Here is a 22,906-nt window from a genome sequence, read left to right on the forward strand (position 1 = left end):
TTCACTATGTCTGGGCAGGAAAAGGATCTGACCGCTTCTATGTATGGCCGGATGCTCTCTCCCACCTAAAAGGAAGGGTTTTATGTCGGTTTTTTAATTTGTATTTATGTAGTTTTGCTACCTTTATAACAGAATAGATTTAAGAGGGAGGTAAAAACATGGACTATGCCGATTTATTAATCAAGCTAGGCCTCTCTGCTATTTTGGGATTTGCCATCGGCTTAGAAAGGGAGTTAAAACGAAAACCCCTTGGTTTAAAAACTTGCTTAGTTATTTCTATTATTAGTTGTCTCCTTACTATTGTTTCTATTAAGGCTGCTTATAATTTACCTCATTCCAGTCGTATCACCATGGATCCACTTCGCCTAGCTGCTCAAATTGTATCCGGAATCGGTTTTTTAGGTGCCGGTGTTATTTTAAGAAGAGGAAACGACAGTATTGCAGGTCTGACTACAGCCGCTATGATTTGGGGAGCCTCTGGTATTGGTATTGCTGTAGGAGCTGGTTTTTATCTAGAAGCAATTTTCGGAATGTGCTTTCTTATGATTAGTGTCGAGCTTATTCCATTAACAATGAAATTTTTAGGACCCAAATCATTTCGGCAGAGAGAAATTGCTGTAAAACTTGTTGTGAGTAGAATGGACAAAATCCCTATAGTTATTGACGAAATAAAAGAGATGGATATTAAAGTTAAGAACATAAAATTGAAAGCATTAGAAAACGGCTCTCACTTCTTACAATTAAAACTGTCTGTTGATCAAAAAAAGCATACAGCAGATGTGTATTATGCGATTCAGCGCCTCGAAAGTGTACAACAAACTGAAGTGGAGAGCATATAACATGTGCTCCTGCCCCTTCACACATCCATGCGGATAAAAACTCTCTTATACGAAGGAGAGTTTTTCTTTTTTTCATAATGGCAACAATGTAGCTATATGGAATGAGGAGGAATACAATTTTGAACTCACGAAGCAGCATTTTAGACGCATTTCGAAACTCGATTATCGTCCGCTTAGTTACCTTAATTATTATACTTATTATCTTTTTTGGTTTTCTCATGTATCAGTTAGAACCAAAACACTTTTCCACATGGTTTGATGGCATATGGTGGGCACTTGTCACAACATTTACTGTCGGATACGGAGATTACGTTCCACACACACCTCTAGGGAAACTTGTCGCAATGCTTCTCATTTTATTAGGAACCGGATTTGGTTCTTACTATATGGTATCATTCGCTACCGAGATGGTTAGCAAACAATATATGAAAATAAAAGGCGAAGAGGCAGCTTCTTGTCATGGACATATGATTGTTGTCGGCTGGAATGAACGGGCAAAACATGTTGTTAGTCAAATGCATGCTTTACAACCAAATCTCGATATTGTACTCGTAGATGAAACGCTCCCGATGCTCCCAAAATCATTTCAGCATCTTCAATTTATTAAAGGTTGCCCGCACCATGATCATACTCTACTAAAAGCAAATATCCGTACAGCCCATACAATCTTAATCACAGCAGACAAAGAAAAAAGTGAAAGCTTAGCTGATACACAGTCCATTTTAAATATTTTAACCGCGAAAGGATTAAATCCTACTATTTACTGTATTGTTGAATTACTTACTTCTAATCAAATTCAAAATGCCACAAGGGCAGGAGCAACAGAAATTATTGAAGGAAATAAATTAACAAGTTATGTCTTTACCGCTTCTCTTTTATTTCCTTCAATTTCTGGTATGCTCTTTACACTTTACAATGAAATTACAGAAAATAAATTACAACTTCTAAACACTACTTCAACATACTTTGAGAAAACATTTGAGTTCTGCAGTAATTCATTTTTAAAACAAGACATTCTATTACTAGGTATACAGCGTGATGGACAATATCATATTAATCCTGTCCATTCATTTGTAATTATTGAAAGGGATATATTCATCGTCATTAAACATTAAAAAGGTGCTTTTCCACTTCTCGTACCAATGCTTTTCCAATCTCAATGTACTTTTCCTTTATATCACCATCAGAATCTTTCGGCTCTGCAAATTGGTCTAATGCTGTTACCCCTGCTGCGAACGTATTAACCTGATCATCTAGTTCGTCTTGATATATATGGGAAAGAAGATATGGTTGATCAAGACGAACAACTACCCCTTCCACATCAAGCTCTCCTTCTACCGCTGTGAAAGGTACCCGTAAAAATTGATACCCCTCTTCCTCATCTATTTTATAATCGAAACAGCCTTTATCGTAATCCCAATTTCCGCCGATTGTATAACCAAGCGGTTTTAATACTTGTTCCAATTTAAAGAGAGCATATGTATGTCCCTCTAAATCCGATTGAATTGGAAACAAATCTCTCATCCTTTCCGCAATATTTTTTCCTAGCATGCCCTATAAAATATTGAAATAACAAAAGAGGTGTTAGGATTTTCCTAACACCTCTTTTCATATAAGCAGCTTTCACTTTTCAACTGTCTAGCTACACCTCTTAGGCCTAAACAGTCGGCTCCGCTTTTCTTTTGTCCAGCTCCAATGGCTAGAATGGTCGGTGGCTTCGCTTCTTCCTTCCATTCTGAACGAGCCATTTCTGCTTTTCTTATTTCAAACGTTCTTCTAGCTGTGCTTTTAATTCTTCAAATCCTGGTTTTCCAAGAAGAGCAAACATATTTTTTTTGTATGCTTCTACACCTGGTTGGTCAAATGGATTTACGCCTAGTAAATAGCCGCTCATCGCACATGCTTTTTCGAAGAAGTATACAAGGTAACCAAATGTATACTCATTCAATTCTGGAATGTTTACGATTAAGTTTGGTACACCGCCATCGCTATGTGCAAGTAATGTACCTTCGTATGCTTTCGTGTTAACGAATTCTACCGTTTCACCAGCAAGATAATTTAGTCCATCTAAATCGCTCTCATCTAATTCGATTTTTAGTTCATGTGTAGATTTTCCTACTTTTAGAACTGTTTCAAATAGGTCACGGCGTCCTTCTTGAATGTACTGACCTAATGAATGTAAGTCAGTTGAGAAGTTTGCTGAAGATGGGAAAATTCCTTTTTGATCTTTTCCTTCACTTTCACCAAATAATTGTTTCCACCATTCAGCAAAGTAATGAAGCGCCGGCTCATAGTTTACAAGCATTTCAATTGTTTTCCCTTTATTATATAGAGCATTACGTACAACTGCATATTGGTAAGCTGGGTTTTCTTCAAGCTCAGACTTTGCAAAATCATCGTGAGCCACAGCCGCACCTTGCATCATCTCTTCAATATTTAAACCACTTACTGCAATTGGTAATAAACCAACTGGTGTTAATACAGAGAAACGGCCACCAACATCATCTGGAATTACGAATGTTTCGTATCCTTCTTCATTAGCTAATGTTTTTAAAGCACCACGCGCTTTATCAGTTGTTGCATAAATACGTTTGCGTGCTTCTTCTTTTCCATATTTCTCTTCTAATAATTTACGGAAAATGCGGAATGCAAGAGCAGGTTCTGTTGTTGTACCTGATTTGGAAATGACGTTAACGGAGAAATCTTTACCTTCTAATACATCCATTAAATCTTTCATGTAAGTGGAGCTAATGTTTTGTCCAACAAATAGCACTTGTGGAGTTTTGCGTTGTTCTTTAGAAAGCGTATTGTAGAAAGAATGGTTTAACATTTCAATTGCTGCACGTGCTCCTAGGTAAGAACCACCAATACCAACAACAAGTAAAATGTCCGTGTCATTTTTAATTTTCTCAGCACTTTTTTGAATACGAGCAAATTCTTCTCGATCATATTGTAGCGGAAGTTCTACCCAACCTAAAAAATCGTTTCCAGCTCCAGTTTTTTCATGGATTGCATGATGTGATACTTTTACTGCATCACGTAAATAAGTTAGTTCTTGTTCACTGATGAACGATAACGCTTTAGAATAGTCGAACGTTACGTGTGTGCCCATCTTTTTCCCTCCAATTATGTATATGTATTTCTGTATTCACTTTAGCGAAACTGCAGTTGTAAATCAAGCGATTGGAGAATTGTAAACGTATCCAATATTTATTTTTTGAAAAAAGTTCATTTTTCGTATAAAAATACGTCATTTTCAGTATAGATGTATATACAATTTATAATAAAGTGAAACTTTAGTCAGTGGGGTTTTCTTCATCTCCTACTAATCATTAGTTGAACAAATCGGGGTATTATTGCCCGCGAATAGCAGGATAAAAATTCTTTTTGCATAAGAACCGAAAAATCTATGCATTCTATAAGAGAAGCAATTCACATAAAGTGAACCTTCCATTAGTGGGGTTTTCTTTCTCCCGCCTAATTTCGAAACTTATGGTAAATTTTTACCGCCCATGAGAGAGAGTTGGATACAAAGAAGCTTTCATTTATCCATGCTTCAAATTTAAGGAGGTACTACTCAAGATGAGTACTTTACAACGTATTGCATTAGTATTTACTATAATCGGCGCCGTTAACTGGGGACTTATCGGATTCTTTCAATTTGATTTAGTAGCAGCAATCTTCGGCGGGCAAAGTTCAGCCCTTGCGCGAATTATTTATGGTATCGTTGGTATTTCCGGGTTAATTAACCTTGGTTTATTATTTAAACCATCTGAAGCATTTGAAACACGTCCAGAAACACGTGAAGTCCGATAATCCTAACCCAATATTGTTTTAAGAAAACACACTATATCAACGACTCTCCCTTTCCATCCGACATACAAATATGATTGCATGCAATCATATTTGCCAATATATATCATAACTATAGTAAAAGAGGATAGCTTAGCTATCCTCTTTTACTTTGTGAGCTGCGATTCTTCAATCCACTCTGTTAATTTTTCACGTAATGTATTGAATCCTTTATCAGATGGATTTGGTACAAGTATCTTTCCTTGCTTTCGCTTAGCTGCTTTTAGTGACAAACTCATTTTTCCGTGCTCTTTATCAATTGAAAGTACCTTTACTTCTACTGCATCCCCGACCTTTAAAAAGTCATGAATATCTTTTACATACCCATTTGTAATTTCGGATATATGCACAAGACCTTGCGTTCCTGCATCCAACGCTACAAATGCACCGTAATCTTGAATTCCAGTCACTTTCCCTTTCACAACCACTCCTGTTGTGTATTGTTCTGACATAAGAAACACTCCTATACATTTACCAGTTTACCCCGCTTTAACGAGCAATAAGACACCCACCTCAAGATTATGAAGAATGCAAAGAAGATAGGTGGGCGCAACTGCCCGTAAAAGCCCGATTGGTTCAACTAATTCTCAGTGGAGGGGATGAATCCCCCCACTGAGAAAAGTTTCACTTTATATTAGTAAATTATACCACTAGCCGCCGTTTCATTCAAAAGTCACGAAAAAATTTTCCTTACTACGTATAATTTTTAAATATTGGGATAGAATACTAACACATGGCTTTCTAGTATTCCCCCCCTTTTATGGACAAAACGTATTCTGTTTTGTCCTTTTTTTATTTTCTACAAATCGTTTCATTCGCTTCATCGCTTCCATAAGTTGCTCAAGTGAAGTCGCATAGGAACAACGTATAAACCCTTCTCCACTCTCACCAAATACACTTCCAGGTACAACGGCTACTTTTTCTTCTAAAAGCAACTGTTCCGCAAATTCCGCTGAGGACAGACCCGTTGAAGAAATAGACGGAAATACATAAAATGCTCCACCTGGTACATGACATGTTAGACCCATCTCATTAAAAGAAGTCGTCATAAAGTTACGTCGTTTTTTATAACTTTGTCTCATGCGAATCACTTCATCGTTCCCAAAGCGAAGTGCTTCTAACGCTGCGAATTGAGACATCGTTGGTGCACACATCATTGAATACTGATGAATTTTCAGCATCAATTCCGTAAAATGAACAGGAGCAGCAATCATACCAAGGCGCCATCCCGTCATAGCAAACCCTTTTGAAAAACCGGAAATTAAAATAGTATGATTCCGCATATTGGCAACGCTAGCGAAACTCGTATAAGCCTCATCGTAAACAAGTTCTGCATAAATCTCATCAGATAGTACAATAAGATTATATTTTTTTACAATCTTTGCTAACTTCTCTAATTCTAATGGATTTAAAAGTGCTCCTGTCGGATTGTTTGGGGAACAAAGTAGAATTGCCTTTGTTTTCGTTGTAATCGCAGCTTCAATTTGTTCTGGCTGCACTTTAAATGCATTTTCTAAAGAAGTTGCAACCGCTACTGGCACTCCGCCAGCTAATGTAACAAGCGGTGCATACGATACGAAGCTTGGTTCAATAATGATGACTTCATCACCAGGATTTACAATCGCTCGCATTGCAACATCTAACGCTTGGCTCGCTCCAACTGTGACAATAATTTCTTCATTTGGATCATATGAAACATGAAATTGCTTTTGAAGATACTTTGATATTTCTTGACGTAGTTCAAGTAATCCTGCATTTGCAGTATATGATGTATATCCCTCTTCTAATGAGCGAATACACGCTTGCCTTACATTCCACGGTGTAACAAAATCAGGCTCTCCAACTCCAAGTGAAATAACACCTTTCATACCAGCTGCTAAATCAAAAAACTTGCGAATGCCGGATGGTTGTAAAGACTGTGCTGTTCTTGATAGTTCAAACTGATTCATGGTGTCACCACAATTCGTTTATCATCATCAGTTTTGTCATAAATAATTCCCTCATGTTTATACTTTTTCAAAATAAAATGTGTAGTTGTTGAAACAACCGATTCAATTGTTGCTAACTTTTCTGAAACAAATGTCGCAACTTCACTCATACTTTTTCCTTCTAATGTAATAGAAAGATCATATGTCCCTGACATTAAATAAACGGATTTCACTTCTGAGTAGCGATAAATTTGCTCTGCAACAGAATCGAAACCTACCCCATGCTTTGGTGTAACTTTTACATCAATCATTGCTGTTAATCCTGTATGTTCCTTCACCTTTGTCCAATCGATATGTGTAACATAATCAACGATGATTTCTTCTCTTTCTAATTTCTCGACCATCATTTTTACTTCTTCTAGTTCTATATTTAACATTTTCGCTAACGTTTCCACCGATAAACGGCTATTTTTCTCAAGACAAGCTAACAGTTCTAATTCTTTTTCAGTCATCGTACTCTTCACCCTTCCTTTCGTTTGTTTCTAAATTATACAGATACCCTTTTATGTTTGAAAAGAAGATTTTTTTAGAGAATTATGTAAAAATAAAGTGAAACTTTGATTAGTGGGGGTTTTCTTCATCCCCCACCTAACTTCTTGACTCCCTGCCGAATTTTGAGGTGGGGCATTACTGCCCGCGAATAGCGGGATAAAAAAGAAAGGGGATGAAACTGTGAAACCAAAAGTATTTATTGCTGAACGTGTTCCAGAATTTGTAGAAACATATATCTCTGAGCATTGCGAATATGAAAAGTGGGATAATAGTGAAAAAATACCGCATGATATTCTATTAGAAAAAATAAAGGATAAACATGGGTTACTCAATTTCGGATCAAAAATTAACGAAGAATTATTACAGGCAGCTCCCCACCTCAAAGTGGTTAGCAACATTTCTGTTGGATATGATAACTTCGATTTACAAGCAATGAAAAGCAGAAATGTCATCGGAACAAATACACCTTACGTATTAGACGATACAGTTGCCGACCTTGTTTTTGCTCTTATGCTATCGGCTGGCCGCCGCATATGCGAGCTCGATTCTTACGTAAAAAATGGAAACTGGAATGCTGAAATTAAACAAGAACATTTCGGATTAGATGTACACCATGCAACCATTGGCATTATTGGAATGGGCCGAATTGGAGAAGCTGTTGCAAAGCGAGCAAAATTCGGATTTGATATGGATGTTCTTTATTACAACCGGCGCCGTAAAGAAGATGCAGAGGAAAAATTTGATGCGACATATTGCGATTTACATACACTGCTGCAGCAATCTGACTTTATCATTCTTCTTACTCCTTTAACAGAAGAAACCTATCATCTCATTGGCGAAAAAGAATTTTCAATAATGAAAGAAACGGCAATCTTTATTAATGCTTCTCGTGGTAAAACAGTGGATGAAGCTGCATTAATTGATGCCTTACAGCAAAAGAAAATCTTTGCCGCAGGCATTGATACATTTACACAAGAACCAGTTGCAATAAAAAATCCACTCTTATCTTTACCGAATGTTGTTACTCTGCCGCACATTGGATCAGCTACATTAAAAACAAGACAAAACATGGCGATGACAGCAGCAAAAAATTTAGTGGCAGGATTACAAGGACAAACGCCACCTAATGTTGTACGTGGATAAGGATTAAAGGTGAATTTCTCCAAAAAATGCAGAGGGCTTACTAGCTCTCTGCATTTTTGTTCATTGGACAAAATACAGCAAACTTATACTGAATTGCTTATTATGAAGTATTTTTTACCAATCGCAATCATAGAGATCTCATTTCGAATCGCGAGATGGACAATCTGATAACTGATTTCATAAAATTTTTTAAGTTGGAGATGATATGAACAAAAATCAATGGAGTGACAAAAATGAAACACGAGACAGAGCTTCCTTATTTCACTTTTCCCACTGGTGGCACTACCGTTCATTACGAGTTATATGAACACGGCAATAAAAAAGAACGACCAACTTTCGTACTCATTCACGGTTTTCTCTCGTCCTCGTTTAGCTACCGACATCTAATTCCGCTCCTTACGAAAGAAGGAACCGTTATTGCTCTTGATTTGCCACCGTTTGGAAAAAGTGATAAATCGAATCATTTCACGTATTCTTATCATAATTTAGCTACCATTATCATCGACCTAATCGAACACTTACAATTGCAGAATATTGTTTTAGTTGGTCATTCAATGGGTGGACAAATCTCACTATATGTAAACCGGTTACGCCCCGATTTAATTACAAAAACCATATTACTATGTAGCTCCAGTTATTTAACACGTGCGAATTTACCGCTCATTTACTCTTCCTATTTGCCTTTTTTTCATCTATACGTGAAAAATTGGATTATAAGACGAGGCATTGTTTATAACTTAATGAATGTTGTTCATGACCATTCTTTAATTGACGATGAAATGATGGAAGGTTACGCCGCTCCCTTTTATGATAATCGAATTTTCCCTGCTTTAACTCGAATGATTCGAGATCGTGAGGGAGATTTATCATCAGCTGAATTACGTGAAATCGAAACCCCAACTCTACTTATCTGGGGCGAAAAAGATCGCGTTGTTCCGGTTCACGTCGGTCGGCGCTTACACGAAGACTTGCCAAATTCCCATTTCATTTCATACGAAAATACCGGACATTTACTACCCGAGGAAAAGCCGCAGCATGTATTTGAAGAAATCATCACATTTTCAGCACAGTAAACGGTTACTTCATTCAGGCTCTAACAGGCTATTAGAGTCTGATACATATATTGTATTCACTATTTACATTACATCTTTATAAAGTGAAAATTTTTTCAGTGGGGGTTTTCTTCATCCCCCACCTATCTTCTTTGTTTCTCTCTGAATCTTGAGGTGGGGGTTTTACTGCCCGCAAATAGCGGGATAAAAAAAATAAGCAGGAGTAAACTCCTACTTATTACAATGAACAGCTTCCACCTTCTTTTAATATTAAGAGCTCATTCGTTAATTTCTCACATTTCTCAATGGATGGGATTTCTTCAAATGACATAAAGTAAATATGCTGTATTTTTTTTGCAATGTATTTTGGATCATCAAATGCACTTACCACGTACACAACATCGCTTGCTTCCGTTTCATAAAATTCAGGTCCCATTTGAAAGGGATCCCAATTCTTCACCAGTTCTACCATTTTTTCGTATGTCCCCATTTACTTCCCACCTTTTCTTGTTTTTCACTCTTTTCTTTATCGTATCATATCAGCTATGCTAGAAGAAATAAGGGAACTTTCACAAGACCCTACACTGAAGAAGAAGGGAGCAAGAAATATGGAACAGTTTCACAAGACGCTAAATCGTCGTGGTACTCATAGTACAAAATGGGATACCTATCAAAACGAAGAATTTCTTCACGCTTGGATTGCAGATATGGATTTTCAGATTCCAAAACCAATTCAAACTGCATTGCAAAAACGACTCCAGCATCCTATTTTCGGATATACACTGCCGCCTAAGGAGATGACAGATACCATTTGTCATTGGACAAAAACAAAATACAATTGGGATATAAATAAAGAATGGATTGTATTTAGTGCTGGCATTGTTCCAGCCCTCAGCGTGGCTGTGCAAGCTTTGACAAACGAGAACGATACTGTTCTCGTGCAACCGCCTATCTATCCGCCGTTTTTTGACATGGTCACAAAGAATCAACGACATGTATGCGAAAGCCCTTTACGTTTTCACAACGGTACATATGTAATGGATTTTGAGCATTTAGAAGCACAGTTTCAGCAAGGCGTTACATTTATGCTACTTTGCAGTCCCCATAACCCAGTTGGACGCGTCTGGACAAGAAACGAACTCACAAAACTCGGGGCACTATGCAACCAATATAATGTAACAGTTATAGCAGATGAAATTCATGCAGATATTATTTTTTCTAATCATACACATACACCATTCGCTTCTCTATCAGAACAATTAGCCTTGCGTACCATTACCTGCATCGCTCCAAGCAAAACATTTAATATCGCAGGGTTACAAGCATCTGTTATTATTATTCCAGATAAAAAACTTCGCCATGCTTTTACAGCGGTACAACAACGACAAGGATTTCACGGATTAAATACGTTCGCTTACACAGCTATGCAAAGTGCCTATACAGAATGTAACGACTGGTTAACACAAGTACTTATATATATAGAAGAGAATGCTCGTTTCGCTCGTGAGTTTATTGAACAGCATATCCCTGCACTTTCTGTCATTCAATCAGAAGGTACCTTTTTACTGTGGATCGACTGCTCACGCCTAAATCTTTCTCAAAAAGAACGAACAAAAAAACTAGAAGAAAAGGGAAAAATTATCGTCGATCCTGGAGAAAAATATGGTACTGGTGGAGAACATCATATTCGTATAAATATTGGCTGTCCAAGAGCAACCTTAGAAGAAATACTTCACAGACTCCAATATACATTTTCATGATAAATTGAAACTTTGATTAATAGAGAATTACCGCCCGCGAATAGCGGGATAGAAACAGAAAAAGCTACCTCTACAACGGTAGCTTCTATTTTTTCTTAGTATCAGATGCCTTTTCTACAATTACACCACAAGCAATTCTGTTTCCTGAATTCCCAACAGGCTGCGTCATACCATCATCAGGATTTTCAGTAATAATAATGGATGCACCATCTTTCCGATGAATCGTCGTTTTTCCTTCTTCAAGCGATACTTGCGGCACTTCAATCTCTGCTTTTATCATACCTTTATCATCTGCAATTACATTAGGCAAATCTCCATTTTCTGCACCTTTTGGATTCATGAGTCCATGCTTCTTTTTACTTGGATTAAAATGATTACCAGATGAAATAAAACGTGGCGCTTTACATTCCCCAATTTCATGAATATGTAACCCATGAGGTCCCGGTGTGAATCCTTCTGCCTTAATCGATACTTTCACGCCACTTGTTTGTTGCGCTACTTTCGCTGTGCCTACTTTATCACCAGAGGCATTATATAACTTCACATCAATTTCTTTTGGATTTCCCTTTGCACAACCTGTTGCAAGAAACAGCATACAACAACCGAATAAAAGCTGTTTTTTCATAACAATTCCCTCCAAGATACATTCTGCCCTTAGATTGTCCGAGCTTAAAGGGAAACATACAAAAACAAATCAGCGTTTCTTTTCGGCTAATAACGTCTGTTCCAGCTTCTGCATGCGTTCCGCTTCTCGCTTCGATACGCGAATAAACATACGCCATGTTGCAATCGCACCGATTATAAATAAAAAACAAACAATTGCCGGTATAATATACTCTGTTTTATCTTCCGGAAAATATAAAGGCATCATAAAGGACACTCCCTTGTCTTTTACTTTCTACAATCTATTATACATAAAATTCAGATAAATATTTCATTTGACTCTCTTTTTCACATTTCTTACTATAAACTTGAGGTGAAAAATATGAACGAAACATTGCAAATTGGTGAAATTGTTACCGGCATCTATAAAACAGGAAAATATATTGGTGAAATTACAAATATCCGTCCTGCACAATACGTTGTCAAAGTATTAGCCGTTTTAAAGCATCCAACGCAAGGTGACTTACATAATGTGAAGCAAGCTGATGTACCGTTTTTCCATGAAAGACGTGCTCTAGCATTTCGAGAGCAAACAAATATTCCGCAGCAAATGGTGAAAAAGTATGAAGGTAACGTACCGGATTATAAAGAATCTTTGCAAACAGCATTGGAAACACAAATGGCTACATTCCAAGAAGTCGATTCTCCTTTTGCACAGCGGAGTTTACAAACGCTTCAGCAATTAAAACAAGATTACAAACTGTAAAATGAAACTTTGATCAGTGGGGATTTTCTTCATCCCCATTGATCATTAGTTCAACCAATCGGACTTTTAGGGGCAGTTTATCCTTTTTGCAGAATTTTGAGGCGGAGGGTACTGCCTGCGAATAGCGAAAAAAACAAAACGACCAAATTACATATGTTGTAATTTGGTCGTTACTGTGTACTGACTTTCTTTAATACTTTTGAAAAATCTACGAGTTCACCAAGAGTCGGCGGAGCTGGCTTAACTAAATATTCTTTGTCCTTTTCCACAAGTTTAAAGATATTGTATGTTGTCATCGCATCATCTAGCGCACAATGATGCTTCCCAGTCCCTACTTTTCCATACGCTTCAATTGCTTTCCATAACCCAGTTTGGTTTCGTTCTCCAAAGAAACGTTTATACTCGAGCGATAAGTCTCGGCACTGCCCTGAAAAAGGAAATTGTACACCCGCCGCTGCACAATTACGTTTCAACACTTTCATATCCATATTTCCCCAAGTTACAACTGTTGTTTGACAACGTTTTTCATATTGAGCCAGTTTCTCGACAAGCTGTGCAAATGAGATTCCCCCGTTCACTGCTTCTTGGTTAATTCCTAAAAATTTTTTACACCGTTCTGTTAAAGAAGGAAAAGTTTGTGGCTGCACATATGATGAATACGTATCTTTCACTACACAATCAACAACTGATACAAGTCCAACTTCAATAATTTCTTGAAAAAAACCCTTTGGTTTTTTTCTATTTTGAGGCATCGTGAACTCAAAATCCAAAAATAAAAATTGTTGTTTATCCATACAATCCCTTCCTTATCATTTCGTCTACTTGCATCCCTTTCAAACTTAATGATTAAACACGAACAGGCTCGAATGCATAGCTCTTATTCTGAAAACCCCTTTATACATTCAGGTAGGATGTATCTTATGTATATGTCAAATAACCGCAAATATTTTTAAAAATAAGAAAAAATCATTTGTACAGAAAATACGACAAAACAAATCCTCTCATTTACATCTGACATTTTTCTACTTTATAATGGCTTTAAGTGTGTGTCATACATACTTTTATGACACATTAAGAAAAGTTACCCGAAAGGAGATGGAATTTTTGCACGAAACAACGCAAGAAATCGCAAACTGGCAATATTATTTTGCTATTGCAGTCTTTCTAATTACATATGCCATTATCATTTCAGAAAAAATCAATCGTGCTGTTATCGCACTTCTTGGTGCAGCGCTTATGGTAATCTTTGGAATTGTTGATCTGCATAATGCTTTCACAAAACATATTGAATGGGGAACAATTACGCTACTGATCGGTATGATGATTTTAGTAAACATCACGAGTAAATCCGGCGTATTCCAATATGTTGCTATTAAAGCTGCTAAACAAGCAAAAGGAAGTCCAATTCGTATTTTAATTTCCCTTTCCTTGCTTACCGCGATCGGCTCGGCATTTTTAGATAACGTAACAACGGTACTACTTGTTGTTCCAGTTACTTTATCTATTACGCGCATTTTACAAGTAAATCCTGTTCCATATTTGCTATCTGAAATTATTTTCTCAAATATTGGGGGAACTGCAACATTAATTGGTGACCCACCAAACATTATGATTGGTTCTGCAAATAAGCATTTAGACTTTAACGCTTTCTTATTCAACTTAGCACCAATCGTAATCATTATTATTGCTGTTATCGCAATGATGATTTACTTTATGTATCGTAAACAACTCATCGCTGATCCTGTACAAATTAAAAAATTAATGAGCTTAGATGAAAAACAATACATTAAAGATGCTGTACTCATGAAAAAATCATTAATTGTACTTGGACTTACAATCCTTGGTTTCATGACTCATTCCATTTTTCACGTTGATGCAGCTGTAATCGCTTTAACAGGCGCTACTGTTTTAATGTTAATTGGTGTAAAAGAGCATGAAATTGAAGAAGTATTTGCTCACGTAGAGTGGATTACTATTTTCTTCTTTGCCGGTCTATTCGTACTGGTTGGTGGACTTATTGATATCGGACTCATCAAAATGCTAGCTCAAAAAGTAATTAGTTTAACAGGTGGAGATGTTTCCTATGCATCCATTCTTATTTTATGGGTATCCGGCATTGCATCAGCAACAATTGATAACATTCCGTTCGTTGCAACGATGATTCCACTTATTAACGATATGGCAGTCGGACTTGGTTTATCGCCTTCTGATGCACAAATCGATGTATTATGGTGGTCATTAGCATTAGGAGCATGTCTAGGTGGAAACGGAACATTAATCGGAGCTTCCGCTAACGTAATCGTAGCTGGAATCGCAAGCCGTGAAGGACACAAATTTAGCTATATGGAATTCTTAAAAGTTGGTTTCCCAATTATGATTGTGTCATTAATTATTTCTCATATTTATATTTACTTACGTTATTTAATGTAAAAAAAGCGAAAGTGGCTTGTTCAGAATCGCAGGACGTTGGAGCACCCGACAGAGAAGTGCTTTTACTTCGTTCGAGGGAGCGAAACGACCGGAGATTCTAGCCACTGAAGCTAGACTAAAAAAGCGGAAGGGTAGCCCTTCCGCTTTTTTTAATCCAATTTCGCCTCCACTTTTTCTAATACCTCGGTGTCTCTTTTCGAATTACAAATAGATGGATTGGAAGAAAAATACAGCATGTTATCACGTGTAAAATCGTAAATAACACCGCGTTCGTACCATATCGGTCTAAAACGGCATAGATCAAATAAATCGAAAGAGCAATCATTACAACACTTGCTAAAATGTGTATAATCGGGACAAAACTCAAAATAAAACATGCGATATATACGCCAAACACTTTCCAACCTGCATCTGCTTTCAAAGAAGCAGGTAACTTCTCTCTTACTAAATCGCCCAATACTTTACTATTTAAAAATGGAATAAAAGCAAAAACAGCATCGTCAGCTTCTTCATTTTTCGCCATCGTATACAATGCAAATGCAGTTAATAAATAAGAAAGAATTCCCCATATAAAAATGATAAAAATAACAAAAACACCAAGTGCGAATAGACCTGCGAATAGACCTGCTAATACACCTTGCTCTTCCATAATACGCCCCCCCTCTCTATTCCCATCATATTTCTCATATCCATTGTTTATGTTTTTAAATTCATATCACTTCTTTGTATAATATGAAAAAGGAGCAAGAAAGGAGAACAATTTTATGCACCCATTTGTAGAAGCCTTACAACAACATTTCATTACACATCAGAACCTAGAAAAAGCAGAACCAATGGCTCGTTATATGAAAAATCACTTCCCATTTCTCGGTATTCAAACACCGGAAAGAAGACAACTATTACGTGAAGTTATACAATTACATACCCTTCCGGACAAAGCAGACTTTCCGGCAGTCATTCGTGAACTTTGGTCTTTACCTGAACGTGAATTTCAAGCTGTTGCTCTCGACGTATTACAAAAATATAAAAAACATCTCGATGATACCCATATCCCGTTCTTAGAGGAACTCATTACAACGAAATCATGGTGGGATTCCGTAGATGGACTTGTTCCTCAATTCCTTGGATCAATCTTTTTAAAGCACCCTGATGCCATTCAAACATATATCCCGAAATGGGTTGCCTCAAAGAACATATGGTTACAGCGTTCAGCAATCTTATTTCAGCTAAAATATAAAGAACAGACCGATACAAAACTTCTCTTCTCAATCATTGAGCAGCTCAGCCATTCAAAAGAATTTTTCATTCAAAAAGCAATCGGCTGGGTACTTCGTGAATATGCAAAAACAAGCCCAGGTGTCGTTTGGGAATTTGTCCAACACAATGAACTTGCCCCATTAAGTAAACGAGAAGCATTAAAACATATCGGTCCAACTATGAGCGCAGTACAAGAATAAAGAAACGAAATTCTGGTAAAACTCCATAATAGATATATGCTGGATTACATATGTTCCTCTATTGTGATTTAAAAAGGAACATGATAGAATATGGACATCTATTATTTAAATATGGTAGCGATGACAGACTTATAAGTACTTGCACCGAAGCGATTCAGGGACAGTGAAAGCCTGAAACAGCAAGGAAACGGCAGTCTTGAGCAATACGTGATAAAGTGGTTGTGTCATTCACACATCAACTAGGGTGGAACCGCGGGTATACAAGCTCGTCCCTAGGCAAATATGCCTAGAGACGAGCTTTTTTGTATTTAAAAGCGGAAGCGGCTCGCTCAGAATGTGAGGGGGATGGAGCTTCTGATATAGAGGCGCTCTTTGCCTCGGCGGAAGAAGCGAAGCCACCGAATATTCTAGCCGCTGGAGCTAGACACGAAAAGCGGAAGCGGCTTGCTCAGAATCATCCGTTTGACAAGTACACCCTGTCATCGTCAATACGTTAACTTACAAAAGGAGGATTTTATTATGTATTCAATGGAACAAGTTGTAAACCTAGCGAAACATCGTGGTTTTGTTTTCCCTGGTTCTGAAATTTATGGTGGTCTTGCAAACACTTGGGACTATGGTCCACTTGGTATCGAATTAAAAAATAACGTTAAAAAAGCTTGGTGGAAAAAATTCATTCAAGAATCTCCATACAACGTTGGTTTAGACGCAGCAATTTTAATGAATCCAAAAACTTGGATTGCATCTGGTCACGTTGGTAACTTTAACGATCCAATGATCGACTGTAAAAAATGTAAAGCACGTCATCGCGCTGATAAATTAATCGAAGACGCTTTAGATACAAAAGGTATTGAAATGATCGTTGATGGTCTTACTTTCGATCAAATGGCTGGATTAATGAAAGAACACGAAGTAAAGTGTCCAGATTGCGGCAGCGAAGACTTCACAGAAATCCGTCAATTCAACTTAATGTTTAAAACCTTCCAAGGTGTTACAGAATCTAGCACAAACGAAATCTTCCTTCGCCCTGAAACAGCACAAGGTATTTTCGTAAACTTCAAAAACGTACAACGCTCTATGCGTAAAAAGCTTCCATTTGGTATTGGCCAAGTCGGTAAAAGCTTCCGTAACGAGATTACACCTGGTAACTTCACTTTCCGTACGCGTGAGTTTGAGCAAATGGAACTTGAATTCTTCTGTAAACCTGGTGAAGAGTTAGAATGGTTCACATTCTGGCGTAATACTTGTAAAAACTGGCTACTTACACTTGGTATGAACGAAGAAAGCATGCGCCTTCGTGACCATGGTGAAGAAGAATTATCTCACTACAGTAACGCAACAACTGATATTGAATTTAAATTCCCATTCGGCTGGGGCGAGCTTTGGGGTGTTGCATCTCGTACAGACTTCGACTTAAAACGTCATATGGAACATTCTAACGAAGACTTTAACTATGTAGATCCGCAAACGAATGAACGTTACGTACCATACTGCATCGAGCCATCTCTTGGCGCAGACCGCGTAACATTAGCGTTCTTATGTGATGCATACGAAGAAGAACAATTAGAGAACGATTCTCGTACAGTTCTTCGTTTCCACCCTGCTTTAGCACCATATAAAGCAGCAATCTTACCATTATCTAAAAAGTTATCTGAAGGTGCTCAAGAAGTGTTCGCAGAACTTGCAAAAGATTTTGTAGTTGACTACGACGAAACTGGTTCTATCGGTAAACGTTACCGTCGTCAAGACGAAATCGGTACACCATTCTGTATTACATATGACTTCGACTCAGTTGAAGACAAAGCTGTTACAGTACGTGACCGTGACACAATGGAGCAAGTTCGTATGCCAATTAGTGAATTAAAAGGCTTCTTAGAGAAGAAAATTCAATTTTAATATTATAAATATAGGAGCAACCACTTCTATTAAGAAACTGAACAGACGTTATACTGTTCAGTTTCTTACTTCCTAGAGAATGCTCATCATTTCATGTTACAATAAAAAAAAAGCTTATAATGAAAGCAGTTCATTATAAGCTTTTTTTTTATTGCAACTAGGGATTCATAGAAAAAGGAGTTTTTTTATGTCTACATTATTATCATGTTTAAAAAGATTTACAGTAACAAAATTAGATTTTATTATTTTTATGATTTTTCTTTTATGGAAGCTAAATTTATTTTTTAGTTCGCTTTTTGCTGACCCACAAGAAATTGTAATTCGATTAACCTTTTTTGGGATAATCATCTTATTACCAATCATTCACCTTTTTTCGAAAAAATGGCGGATTATTTCTACCTTTTCATTAGATTTTTCACTTAGCTTATTACTATTATCTAATATCATTTATTATCGTTATTTTAACGATTTACTTTCTATCAGCCTAATCAAACAATTTGGACAAGTATCTAGTTTAACAGAGAGTATTTGGACATTATTTGAATGGAAAGATATTATCTATTTTATTGATATCCCTCTGTTAATAATTGTTTATATCATTATGTCTAGGAAAAATTGGTTTTCACACTCTAAACACTTTATCAATCACGTGATTGCATTTTTAGTAATTGTACTACTTGTATGTATTCCACTTCGCGAAAAGTATAAGTATGTAGTAGCAGCAGGAATAGCCGATGCTCGCTTTTCAAATATATGGGTTACAGATCATTTAGGAATTATAAACTACCACATATTTGATATTTACAAGTACATTAATAACATGCTCTTAAAAGAAGAAGTCTCTCCGGAAAAAATAAATGAACTACAGAAATGGTATGATGCTCAAAATAAAGAAATTCGTGAAGGCGAGCATTTTGAAAAAGCAAAAGGGCAAAATCTCATTCTTATTCAAGCTGAATCTCTCCAAAGTTTTGTCGTTGATTTAAGCATTGATGGTCAAGAAATTACACCAAACTTAAACCGTTTGAAAAAGGAAAGTGTGTACTACCCAAATTTCTTTGATCAAACAGATCAAGGAAGAACATCCGATGGAGAATTTACAACTTTAGTGTCGATGCATCCATCGCGATTTAGCGGCAGTATTTACTTTAACTTTTCCGATAATACATTTGACGGGTTACCATCTATTTTAAGTGAACACGGATACTCAACAATGTCAGCACACGGTTATGATGGGAACTTTTGGAATAGGTCGTTTATGCATCGTAACTTAGGATTTGAACAATCTATGTTTGTAAAAGATCTTAAGCCTGGTGAACATCTTGGCTGGGGATTATCTGATATAGACTTTTTTGATCAGATGGGAGATACGTTACCAAATTTAAAACAACCATTTTTCAGCTTTTTAATTTCGTTAAGCAATCACCATCCTTATGAATTACCACAAGAGCATCGCGAATTGCAGCTTGGGGATTTAGAGGGCTCATTAATAGGGAATTACCTTCACTCTGTTTATTATTTCGATAAAGCGCTTGGTGCTTTCATTGATGATCTAAAAGAAAAAGGACTATACGATTCTTCCCTATTAGCCATATATGGAGACCATGATGCTGGGATACCGCCAGAGGAATTAGAAAAAATCGGATTGAAACAACAATTTGATCGTCAATTTGATAAAGTACCATTCCTAGTTCATAGCTCATCTCTTACAAGTCCGAAAGGCGTAGTTGATGAACAAGCAAGTGGACATTTAGACATTTCACCGACACTTCTATATTTATTAGGAGTTTCACAGAACGATAAATACTTTTTAGGTCAACCTTTGTTTGATCAAAATAGCAAAAATCACTACGTCCCATTTCGAGACGGTTCCTTTGCAAAGGGAGACTATATCTTCTTAAACACAGCTGGCTCCTTTAATGAAGAGAATGTATGGAACTTTAAAACGGAACTACAAGAAAACGGATTATCAAAAGAAGATTTTAATAATGCGAATTTCAGGTTAACAACTTCTGACTTATTTTTAGAAGGGAATTTAATTCCAAAGGTAAAAAAATAAGAAAAGAGGCACCCACCAGTGGGATGCCTCTTTTTCATATATAAACTCTGTTCAAAATACTTTTGATAACTCTCCAATAGAGAAATTACCATATCTATATAAGTCCATTTTGATTTTTCAACATATAGCCGCGGCTATGGATAACAAAAGATCACCTGCACTCGTTTTCTCTCTTTGTTTTCACTTGGCATGGGGCAAGAAAAGGATCTGACCGCTTCTATGCATGGCGGATGCTCTCTCCCACCTAAAAAAAAGGGTTTTATGTCGTTTTTTTAATTTTTATTTATATAATTATAACGACATGTTATATGAACTAACATTTCGGTTAGGAATGCTATATAAATCCATTTTGATTTTTCGACATATAGCCGCGGCTATGCATGGCCGGATGCTCTCTCCCACCTAAAAAGAAGAGTTTTATGTCGGTTTTTTAATTTGTATTTATATATTACAATGTTTTTTCTCTATTGGCTTCTTTTTTCCTTAATAGCAACAGTACACCTTGAAATGCACAACAGCTGATCCTCTTCATCAATAATCCGAACATCCCAAACCATCGTTGTTTGCCCTTTGTGAATCGGTGTTCCAATTGCAGTTACTAACCCTTCACGTTTAGAACGAAGATGATTGGCGTTGATTTCAAGCCCAAAACAAATACACTTTTCTTGATCAATCAAATTATATGATCCAACACTCGCAACAGTTTCTGCTAAAGCAACAGATGCACCGCCATGTAAAAAGCCAAACGGCTGATGTGTACGCCCATCTACTGGCATTGTTGCTACAACTTTCTCCTCCGTCATTTCTAAAAGTTCAATCCCAAGCACTTCCATTAATGTTTTTGGCATACGACTCTCTCCTTTCACTTATCAAAAAGTGCATAATTTTTCCTATTTATTTTCAAACTATATATAGCAGCAATATAAGGAGGTTACAGCTAGATGAAAAAAAGTTTCTTTATTCTATTTCTATTGTTCTCCTCGTTCATTATTGTACCAAATTGTACAAATGCAGCCCAACCATCTAACTTGACAATTGACATCCGTACTGTCACCCAAAAAGGTAAGAAACCTTATTTAGAATACCAAATAAGCAGGCCGTATTTTAGCAATTTTTATGATCAACAATTTCAAAAAAAATTAAATACCTACTATAAGACAACTACAAATCGGTTTAAAACAAACTTAGAAAAAGAAGCTAAAAAGTATTACAAAGAAGCAAAAGAAACGAATGCAACCTTTCATCCATATATTGCGAACGTTGATTATAAAGTAACATTGCAGCAATCACCCTTATTAAGCTTATATGTAAATTATTATCAGTACACGGGCGGCGCACATGGCATCTATACATGGAAGGCAAATACGTTTGATTTGGAAGCAAAAAAAGTTTTACGCTTAGTTGATTTATTTCAAAAAGACAGTGCGTATAAGGATGTCATTCGCACAGAAATTATAAAACAAATAAAACAAAATGAAAACATCTATTTTCCAGATGCAGCTGAAAAAGTAATGAGTGCAAAGACTTTCAACTATTTTTTGGAACCCGAAAATCTTGTCATCTATTTCCCACTGTATGAAATTGCTCCTTACTCAAGCGGTATTCCACAATTTCGCATTCCATACACATTACTACGGGACGTACTAAAACCAAATTATCAAAACATTTTAATTGACAATAGATAAATAGATTAGCTACGATAATGTTAACCAATAAACAACAGGAGGTTAACATTATGAAACAATTACGTACTTTAGATTTAGCATTAGCTGCAATATTTGTTGCCCTCATGGCAATTGGTGCTAACATCACATCTTGGGCACCATTCTTACAAGTAGCAGGAGTACCGCTTTCCATGCAACCATTTTTCGCCATTTTAGCAGGCCTTCTTCTCGGAAGCAGGCTTGGTGCCCTATCTATGATTGTTTATATGTTAGTTGGCATTTCAGGAGCACCAATCTTCGCAAAATTTGAAGCTGGATTTGGAGCACTATTAAGTCCTACTGGCGGTTTCATTATCGCCTTTATTATTGTAGCTTATGTATCAGGAAAACTTGTTGAGCAAAAAGAAAAACCACGGTTTAGCACATTTGCAATTGCTTCTGCTGCTGGCATCATTTTAACGTATGTGATTGGAACTACATATATGTACGCAGCTGTAAATGGCTGGGGCGGGGGAAACATGAGCTATAAAGCAGCTTGGATTATTATGATGTGGTTTGCTATCAAAGATATCATCTTTACAATCATCGGTGCAGTCATTGCACCTCGTATATACTACGCTGTTCGCCGTTCTGCCTATCAGCATAGTCACTCTGCTTTATCTCGCTATTCGCGCGGGCAGTAAAATCCCGATTGGTCAGAGCTAATAATCAGTGGGCGATACAGAAAACTCCCACTGATGAAAGTGTCACTTTATAAAATGACACTTTCATTAGCGATACTGCTATTGTTTTGAACGAATCAGATTCTTCTTTCCTAACTTCTTTCAAGTGGGGATGTTAGCGAAATCTAAAAAGGATATCATCCTATTGGGTGGTATCCTTTTTGTACGAAACATCTCCTATTA

General features: G+C 36.8%; 25 protein-coding genes. 13 read left to right on the plus strand and 12 right to left on the minus strand.

The genetic code is table 11. The annotated features are described in order from the left end of the window. The first annotated feature begins 158 nt into the window (after positions 1 to 158). Positions 159 to 839 (plus strand): MgtC/SapB family protein, encoded by a 681-nt coding sequence (locus QRE67_RS22900; protein ID WP_286122451.1) that lies wholly within the window; start codon positions 159 to 161, stop codon positions 837 to 839. A gap of 119 nt (positions 840 to 958) precedes the next feature. Continuing rightward, positions 959 to 1,954, plus strand: a complete 996-nt coding sequence (locus QRE67_RS22905) for an ion channel (RefSeq protein WP_286122452.1) — start codon at positions 959 to 961, stop codon at positions 1,952 to 1,954. Here the strand turns inward: QRE67_RS22905 and QRE67_RS22910 are convergent. The 3 genes from QRE67_RS22910 to QRE67_RS22920 all read right to left on the minus strand — a co-directional run bounded on the left by QRE67_RS22910 (position 1,944) and on the right by QRE67_RS22920 (position 3,951). Then, entirely contained in the window at positions 1,944 to 2,354 is a 411-nt protein-coding gene (locus tag QRE67_RS22910; protein ID WP_286122453.1) for a YugN-like family protein, read from the minus strand. The genes QRE67_RS22905 and QRE67_RS22910 overlap by 11 nt on opposite strands. Before the next feature lie 80 nt (positions 2,355 to 2,434). After that, the gene (locus tag QRE67_RS22915) at positions 2,435 to 2,587 is read right to left on the minus strand and encodes a hypothetical protein (RefSeq protein ID WP_286122454.1); all 153 of its coding nucleotides are present in this window, start codon (positions 2,585 to 2,587) and stop codon (positions 2,435 to 2,437) included. 11 nt (positions 2,588 to 2,598) lie between these two features. Continuing rightward, positions 2,599 to 3,951 (minus strand): glucose-6-phosphate isomerase, encoded by a 1,353-nt coding sequence (locus tag QRE67_RS22920; RefSeq protein ID WP_286122455.1) that lies wholly within the window; start codon positions 3,949 to 3,951, stop codon positions 2,599 to 2,601. 470 nt (positions 3,952 to 4,421) lie between these two features. Between QRE67_RS22920 and QRE67_RS22925 the strand changes: the two genes are divergently transcribed. Next, the gene (locus QRE67_RS22925; protein WP_286122456.1) at positions 4,422 to 4,655 is read left to right on the plus strand and encodes a DUF378 domain-containing protein; all 234 of its coding nucleotides are present in this window, start codon (positions 4,422 to 4,424) and stop codon (positions 4,653 to 4,655) included. Between the two features lie 143 nt (positions 4,656 to 4,798). Here QRE67_RS22925 and yugI read toward each other — a convergent pair whose 3' ends face one another. From yugI to QRE67_RS22940, 3 genes are all read right to left on the minus strand, one after another. Next, positions 4,799 to 5,143, minus strand: a complete 345-nt coding sequence (gene yugI, locus QRE67_RS22930) for a S1 domain-containing post-transcriptional regulator GSP13 (RefSeq protein ID WP_286122457.1) — start codon at positions 5,141 to 5,143, stop codon at positions 4,799 to 4,801. Between the two features lie 306 nt (positions 5,144 to 5,449). Next, positions 5,450 to 6,640 (minus strand): aminotransferase, encoded by a 1,191-nt coding sequence (locus QRE67_RS22935; RefSeq protein ID WP_286122458.1) that lies wholly within the window; start codon positions 6,638 to 6,640, stop codon positions 5,450 to 5,452. Next, positions 6,637 to 7,131, minus strand: coding sequence for an Lrp/AsnC family transcriptional regulator (locus tag QRE67_RS22940; protein WP_286122459.1), 495 nt, complete (start codon positions 7,129 to 7,131; stop codon positions 6,637 to 6,639). Before QRE67_RS22940 ends, QRE67_RS22935 begins: the two co-directional genes overlap by 4 nt. Positions 7,132 to 7,327: 196 nt before the next feature. On the opposite strand from QRE67_RS22940, the gene QRE67_RS22945 reads away from it, so the two are divergent. Both QRE67_RS22945 and QRE67_RS22950 read left to right on the plus strand, forming a co-directional pair. Next, on the plus strand, positions 7,328 to 8,314 hold the full coding sequence (locus QRE67_RS22945; RefSeq protein WP_286125361.1) for a 2-hydroxyacid dehydrogenase: 987 nt from the start codon (positions 7,328 to 7,330) through the stop codon (positions 8,312 to 8,314). Between the two features lie 233 nt (positions 8,315 to 8,547). Continuing rightward, positions 8,548 to 9,387: an alpha/beta fold hydrolase gene (locus QRE67_RS22950; protein ID WP_286122460.1), complete on the plus strand. Its 840-nt coding sequence runs from the start codon at positions 8,548 to 8,550 to the stop codon at positions 9,385 to 9,387. Positions 9,388 to 9,604: 217 nt separating this feature from the next. Here the strand turns inward: QRE67_RS22950 and QRE67_RS22955 are convergent, their stop codons facing one another. Beyond that, positions 9,605 to 9,856 carry a DUF1871 family protein gene (locus QRE67_RS22955; RefSeq protein WP_286122461.1) on the minus strand — a complete coding sequence of 84 codons (252 nt, stop codon included), beginning with the start codon at positions 9,854 to 9,856 and terminating at the stop codon, positions 9,605 to 9,607. 118 nt (positions 9,857 to 9,974) lie between these two features. On the opposite strand from QRE67_RS22955, the gene QRE67_RS22960 reads away from it, so the two are divergent. Continuing rightward, positions 9,975 to 11,126: a MalY/PatB family protein gene (locus QRE67_RS22960; protein ID WP_286122462.1), complete on the plus strand. Its 1,152-nt coding sequence runs from the start codon at positions 9,975 to 9,977 to the stop codon at positions 11,124 to 11,126. Positions 11,127 to 11,211: 85 nt separating this feature from the next. On the opposite strand, the gene QRE67_RS22965 is transcribed toward QRE67_RS22960, so the two are convergent. Then, on the minus strand, positions 11,212 to 11,751 hold the full coding sequence (locus tag QRE67_RS22965; protein WP_286122463.1) for a superoxide dismutase family protein: 540 nt from the start codon (positions 11,749 to 11,751) through the stop codon (positions 11,212 to 11,214). Between the two features lie 69 nt (positions 11,752 to 11,820). Further along, a complete protein-coding gene (locus tag QRE67_RS22970) occupies positions 11,821 to 11,997 on the minus strand; it encodes a hypothetical protein (RefSeq protein WP_286122464.1) in 177 nt (58 codons plus the stop codon). 114 nt (positions 11,998 to 12,111) lie between these two features. Here QRE67_RS22970 and kapB point away from each other — a divergent pair, with 114 nt between their 5' ends. Further along, positions 12,112 to 12,495: a kinase-associated lipoprotein KapB gene (gene kapB / locus QRE67_RS22975; RefSeq protein ID WP_286122465.1), complete on the plus strand. Its 384-nt coding sequence runs from the start codon at positions 12,112 to 12,114 to the stop codon at positions 12,493 to 12,495. A 170-nt stretch (positions 12,496 to 12,665) separates the two neighbouring features. On the opposite strand, the gene kapD is transcribed toward kapB, so the two are convergent. Continuing rightward, entirely contained in the window at positions 12,666 to 13,289 is a 624-nt protein-coding gene (gene kapD, locus QRE67_RS22980; protein WP_286122466.1) for a 3'-5' exonuclease KapD, read from the minus strand. Between the two features lie 310 nt (positions 13,290 to 13,599). Between kapD and QRE67_RS22985 the strand changes: the two genes are divergently transcribed. Then, positions 13,600 to 14,925 (plus strand): ArsB/NhaD family transporter, encoded by a 1,326-nt coding sequence (locus QRE67_RS22985; protein ID WP_286122467.1) that lies wholly within the window; start codon positions 13,600 to 13,602, stop codon positions 14,923 to 14,925. A gap of 175 nt (positions 14,926 to 15,100) precedes the next feature. On the opposite strand, the gene QRE67_RS22990 is transcribed toward QRE67_RS22985, so the two are convergent. Then, positions 15,101 to 15,574, minus strand: coding sequence for a hypothetical protein (locus tag QRE67_RS22990; protein WP_286122468.1), 474 nt, complete (start codon positions 15,572 to 15,574; stop codon positions 15,101 to 15,103). A 115-nt stretch (positions 15,575 to 15,689) separates the two neighbouring features. Between QRE67_RS22990 and QRE67_RS22995 the strand changes: the two genes are divergently transcribed. From QRE67_RS22995 to QRE67_RS23005, 3 genes are all read left to right on the plus strand, one after another. Then, positions 15,690 to 16,382: a DNA alkylation repair protein gene (locus QRE67_RS22995; RefSeq protein ID WP_286122469.1), complete on the plus strand. Its 693-nt coding sequence runs from the start codon at positions 15,690 to 15,692 to the stop codon at positions 16,380 to 16,382. Positions 16,383 to 16,901: 519 nt separating this feature from the next. Beyond that, on the plus strand, positions 16,902 to 18,278 hold the full coding sequence (locus QRE67_RS23000) for a glycine--tRNA ligase (RefSeq protein WP_286122470.1): 1,377 nt from the start codon (positions 16,902 to 16,904) through the stop codon (positions 18,276 to 18,278). Between the two features lie 187 nt (positions 18,279 to 18,465). Beyond that, positions 18,466 to 20,337: an LTA synthase family protein gene (locus QRE67_RS23005; RefSeq protein ID WP_286122471.1), complete on the plus strand. Its 1,872-nt coding sequence runs from the start codon at positions 18,466 to 18,468 to the stop codon at positions 20,335 to 20,337. Positions 20,338 to 20,801: 464 nt separating this feature from the next. Here QRE67_RS23005 and QRE67_RS23010 read toward each other — a convergent pair whose 3' ends face one another. After that, positions 20,802 to 21,185 (minus strand): hotdog fold thioesterase, encoded by a 384-nt coding sequence (locus tag QRE67_RS23010; protein ID WP_286122472.1) that lies wholly within the window; start codon positions 21,183 to 21,185, stop codon positions 20,802 to 20,804. Positions 21,186 to 21,278: 93 nt separating this feature from the next. Here QRE67_RS23010 and QRE67_RS23015 point away from each other — a divergent pair, with 93 nt between their 5' ends. Both QRE67_RS23015 and QRE67_RS23020 read left to right on the plus strand, forming a co-directional pair. Next, on the plus strand, positions 21,279 to 22,022 hold the full coding sequence (locus QRE67_RS23015) for a DUF3298 and DUF4163 domain-containing protein (protein WP_286122473.1): 744 nt from the start codon (positions 21,279 to 21,281) through the stop codon (positions 22,020 to 22,022). Positions 22,023 to 22,072: 50 nt separating this feature from the next. Further along, positions 22,073 to 22,684 (plus strand): biotin transporter BioY, encoded by a 612-nt coding sequence (locus tag QRE67_RS23020; RefSeq protein ID WP_286122474.1) that lies wholly within the window; start codon positions 22,073 to 22,075, stop codon positions 22,682 to 22,684. Positions 22,685 to 22,906: the final 222 nt, after the last annotated feature.

The sequence above is a fragment of the Bacillus sp. DX3.1 genome, assembly GCF_030292155.1.
Lineage (GTDB): Bacteria > Bacillota > Bacilli > Bacillales > Bacillaceae_G > Bacillus_A.

Coding starts and splice junctions, on each gene's coding strand:
- QRE67_RS22965 (WP_286122463.1), bottom strand. CDS start 11,751: ATGAAAAAACAGCTTTTATTCGGTTGTTGTATGCTGTTTCTTGCAACA.
- QRE67_RS22900 (WP_286122451.1), top strand. CDS start 159: ATGGACTATGCCGATTTATTAATCAAGCTAGGCCTCTCTGCTATTTTG.
- yugI (WP_286122457.1), bottom strand. CDS start 5,143: ATGTCAGAACAATACACAACAGGAGTGGTTGTGAAAGGGAAAGTGACT.
- kapB (WP_286122465.1), top strand. CDS start 12,112: ATGAACGAAACATTGCAAATTGGTGAAATTGTTACCGGCATCTATAAA.
- QRE67_RS22920 (WP_286122455.1), bottom strand. CDS start 3,951: ATGGGCACACACGTAACGTTCGACTATTCTAAAGCGTTATCGTTCATC.
- QRE67_RS23020 (WP_286122474.1), top strand. CDS start 22,073: ATGAAACAATTACGTACTTTAGATTTAGCATTAGCTGCAATATTTGTT.
- QRE67_RS22925 (WP_286122456.1), top strand. CDS start 4,422: ATGAGTACTTTACAACGTATTGCATTAGTATTTACTATAATCGGCGCC.
- QRE67_RS23015 (WP_286122473.1), top strand. CDS start 21,279: ATGAAAAAAAGTTTCTTTATTCTATTTCTATTGTTCTCCTCGTTCATT.
- QRE67_RS22950 (WP_286122460.1), top strand. CDS start 8,548: ATGAAACACGAGACAGAGCTTCCTTATTTCACTTTTCCCACTGGTGGC.
- QRE67_RS22995 (WP_286122469.1), top strand. CDS start 15,690: ATGCACCCATTTGTAGAAGCCTTACAACAACATTTCATTACACATCAG.
- QRE67_RS23000 (WP_286122470.1), top strand. CDS start 16,902: ATGTATTCAATGGAACAAGTTGTAAACCTAGCGAAACATCGTGGTTTT.
- QRE67_RS22915 (WP_286122454.1), bottom strand. CDS start 2,587: ATGGCTCGTTCAGAATGGAAGGAAGAAGCGAAGCCACCGACCATTCTA.
- QRE67_RS23005 (WP_286122471.1), top strand. CDS start 18,466: ATGTCTACATTATTATCATGTTTAAAAAGATTTACAGTAACAAAATTA.
- QRE67_RS22935 (WP_286122458.1), bottom strand. CDS start 6,640: ATGAATCAGTTTGAACTATCAAGAACAGCACAGTCTTTACAACCATCC.
- kapD (WP_286122466.1), bottom strand. CDS start 13,289: ATGGATAAACAACAATTTTTATTTTTGGATTTTGAGTTCACGATGCCT.
- QRE67_RS22940 (WP_286122459.1), bottom strand. CDS start 7,131: ATGACTGAAAAAGAATTAGAACTGTTAGCTTGTCTTGAGAAAAATAGC.
- QRE67_RS22955 (WP_286122461.1), bottom strand. CDS start 9,856: ATGGGGACATACGAAAAAATGGTAGAACTGGTGAAGAATTGGGATCCC.
- QRE67_RS22990 (WP_286122468.1), bottom strand. CDS start 15,574: ATGGAAGAGCAAGGTGTATTAGCAGGTCTATTCGCAGGTCTATTCGCA.
- QRE67_RS22970 (WP_286122464.1), bottom strand. CDS start 11,997: ATGATGCCTTTATATTTTCCGGAAGATAAAACAGAGTATATTATACCG.
- QRE67_RS23010 (WP_286122472.1), bottom strand. CDS start 21,185: ATGCCAAAAACATTAATGGAAGTGCTTGGGATTGAACTTTTAGAAATG.
- QRE67_RS22960 (WP_286122462.1), top strand. CDS start 9,975: ATGGAACAGTTTCACAAGACGCTAAATCGTCGTGGTACTCATAGTACA.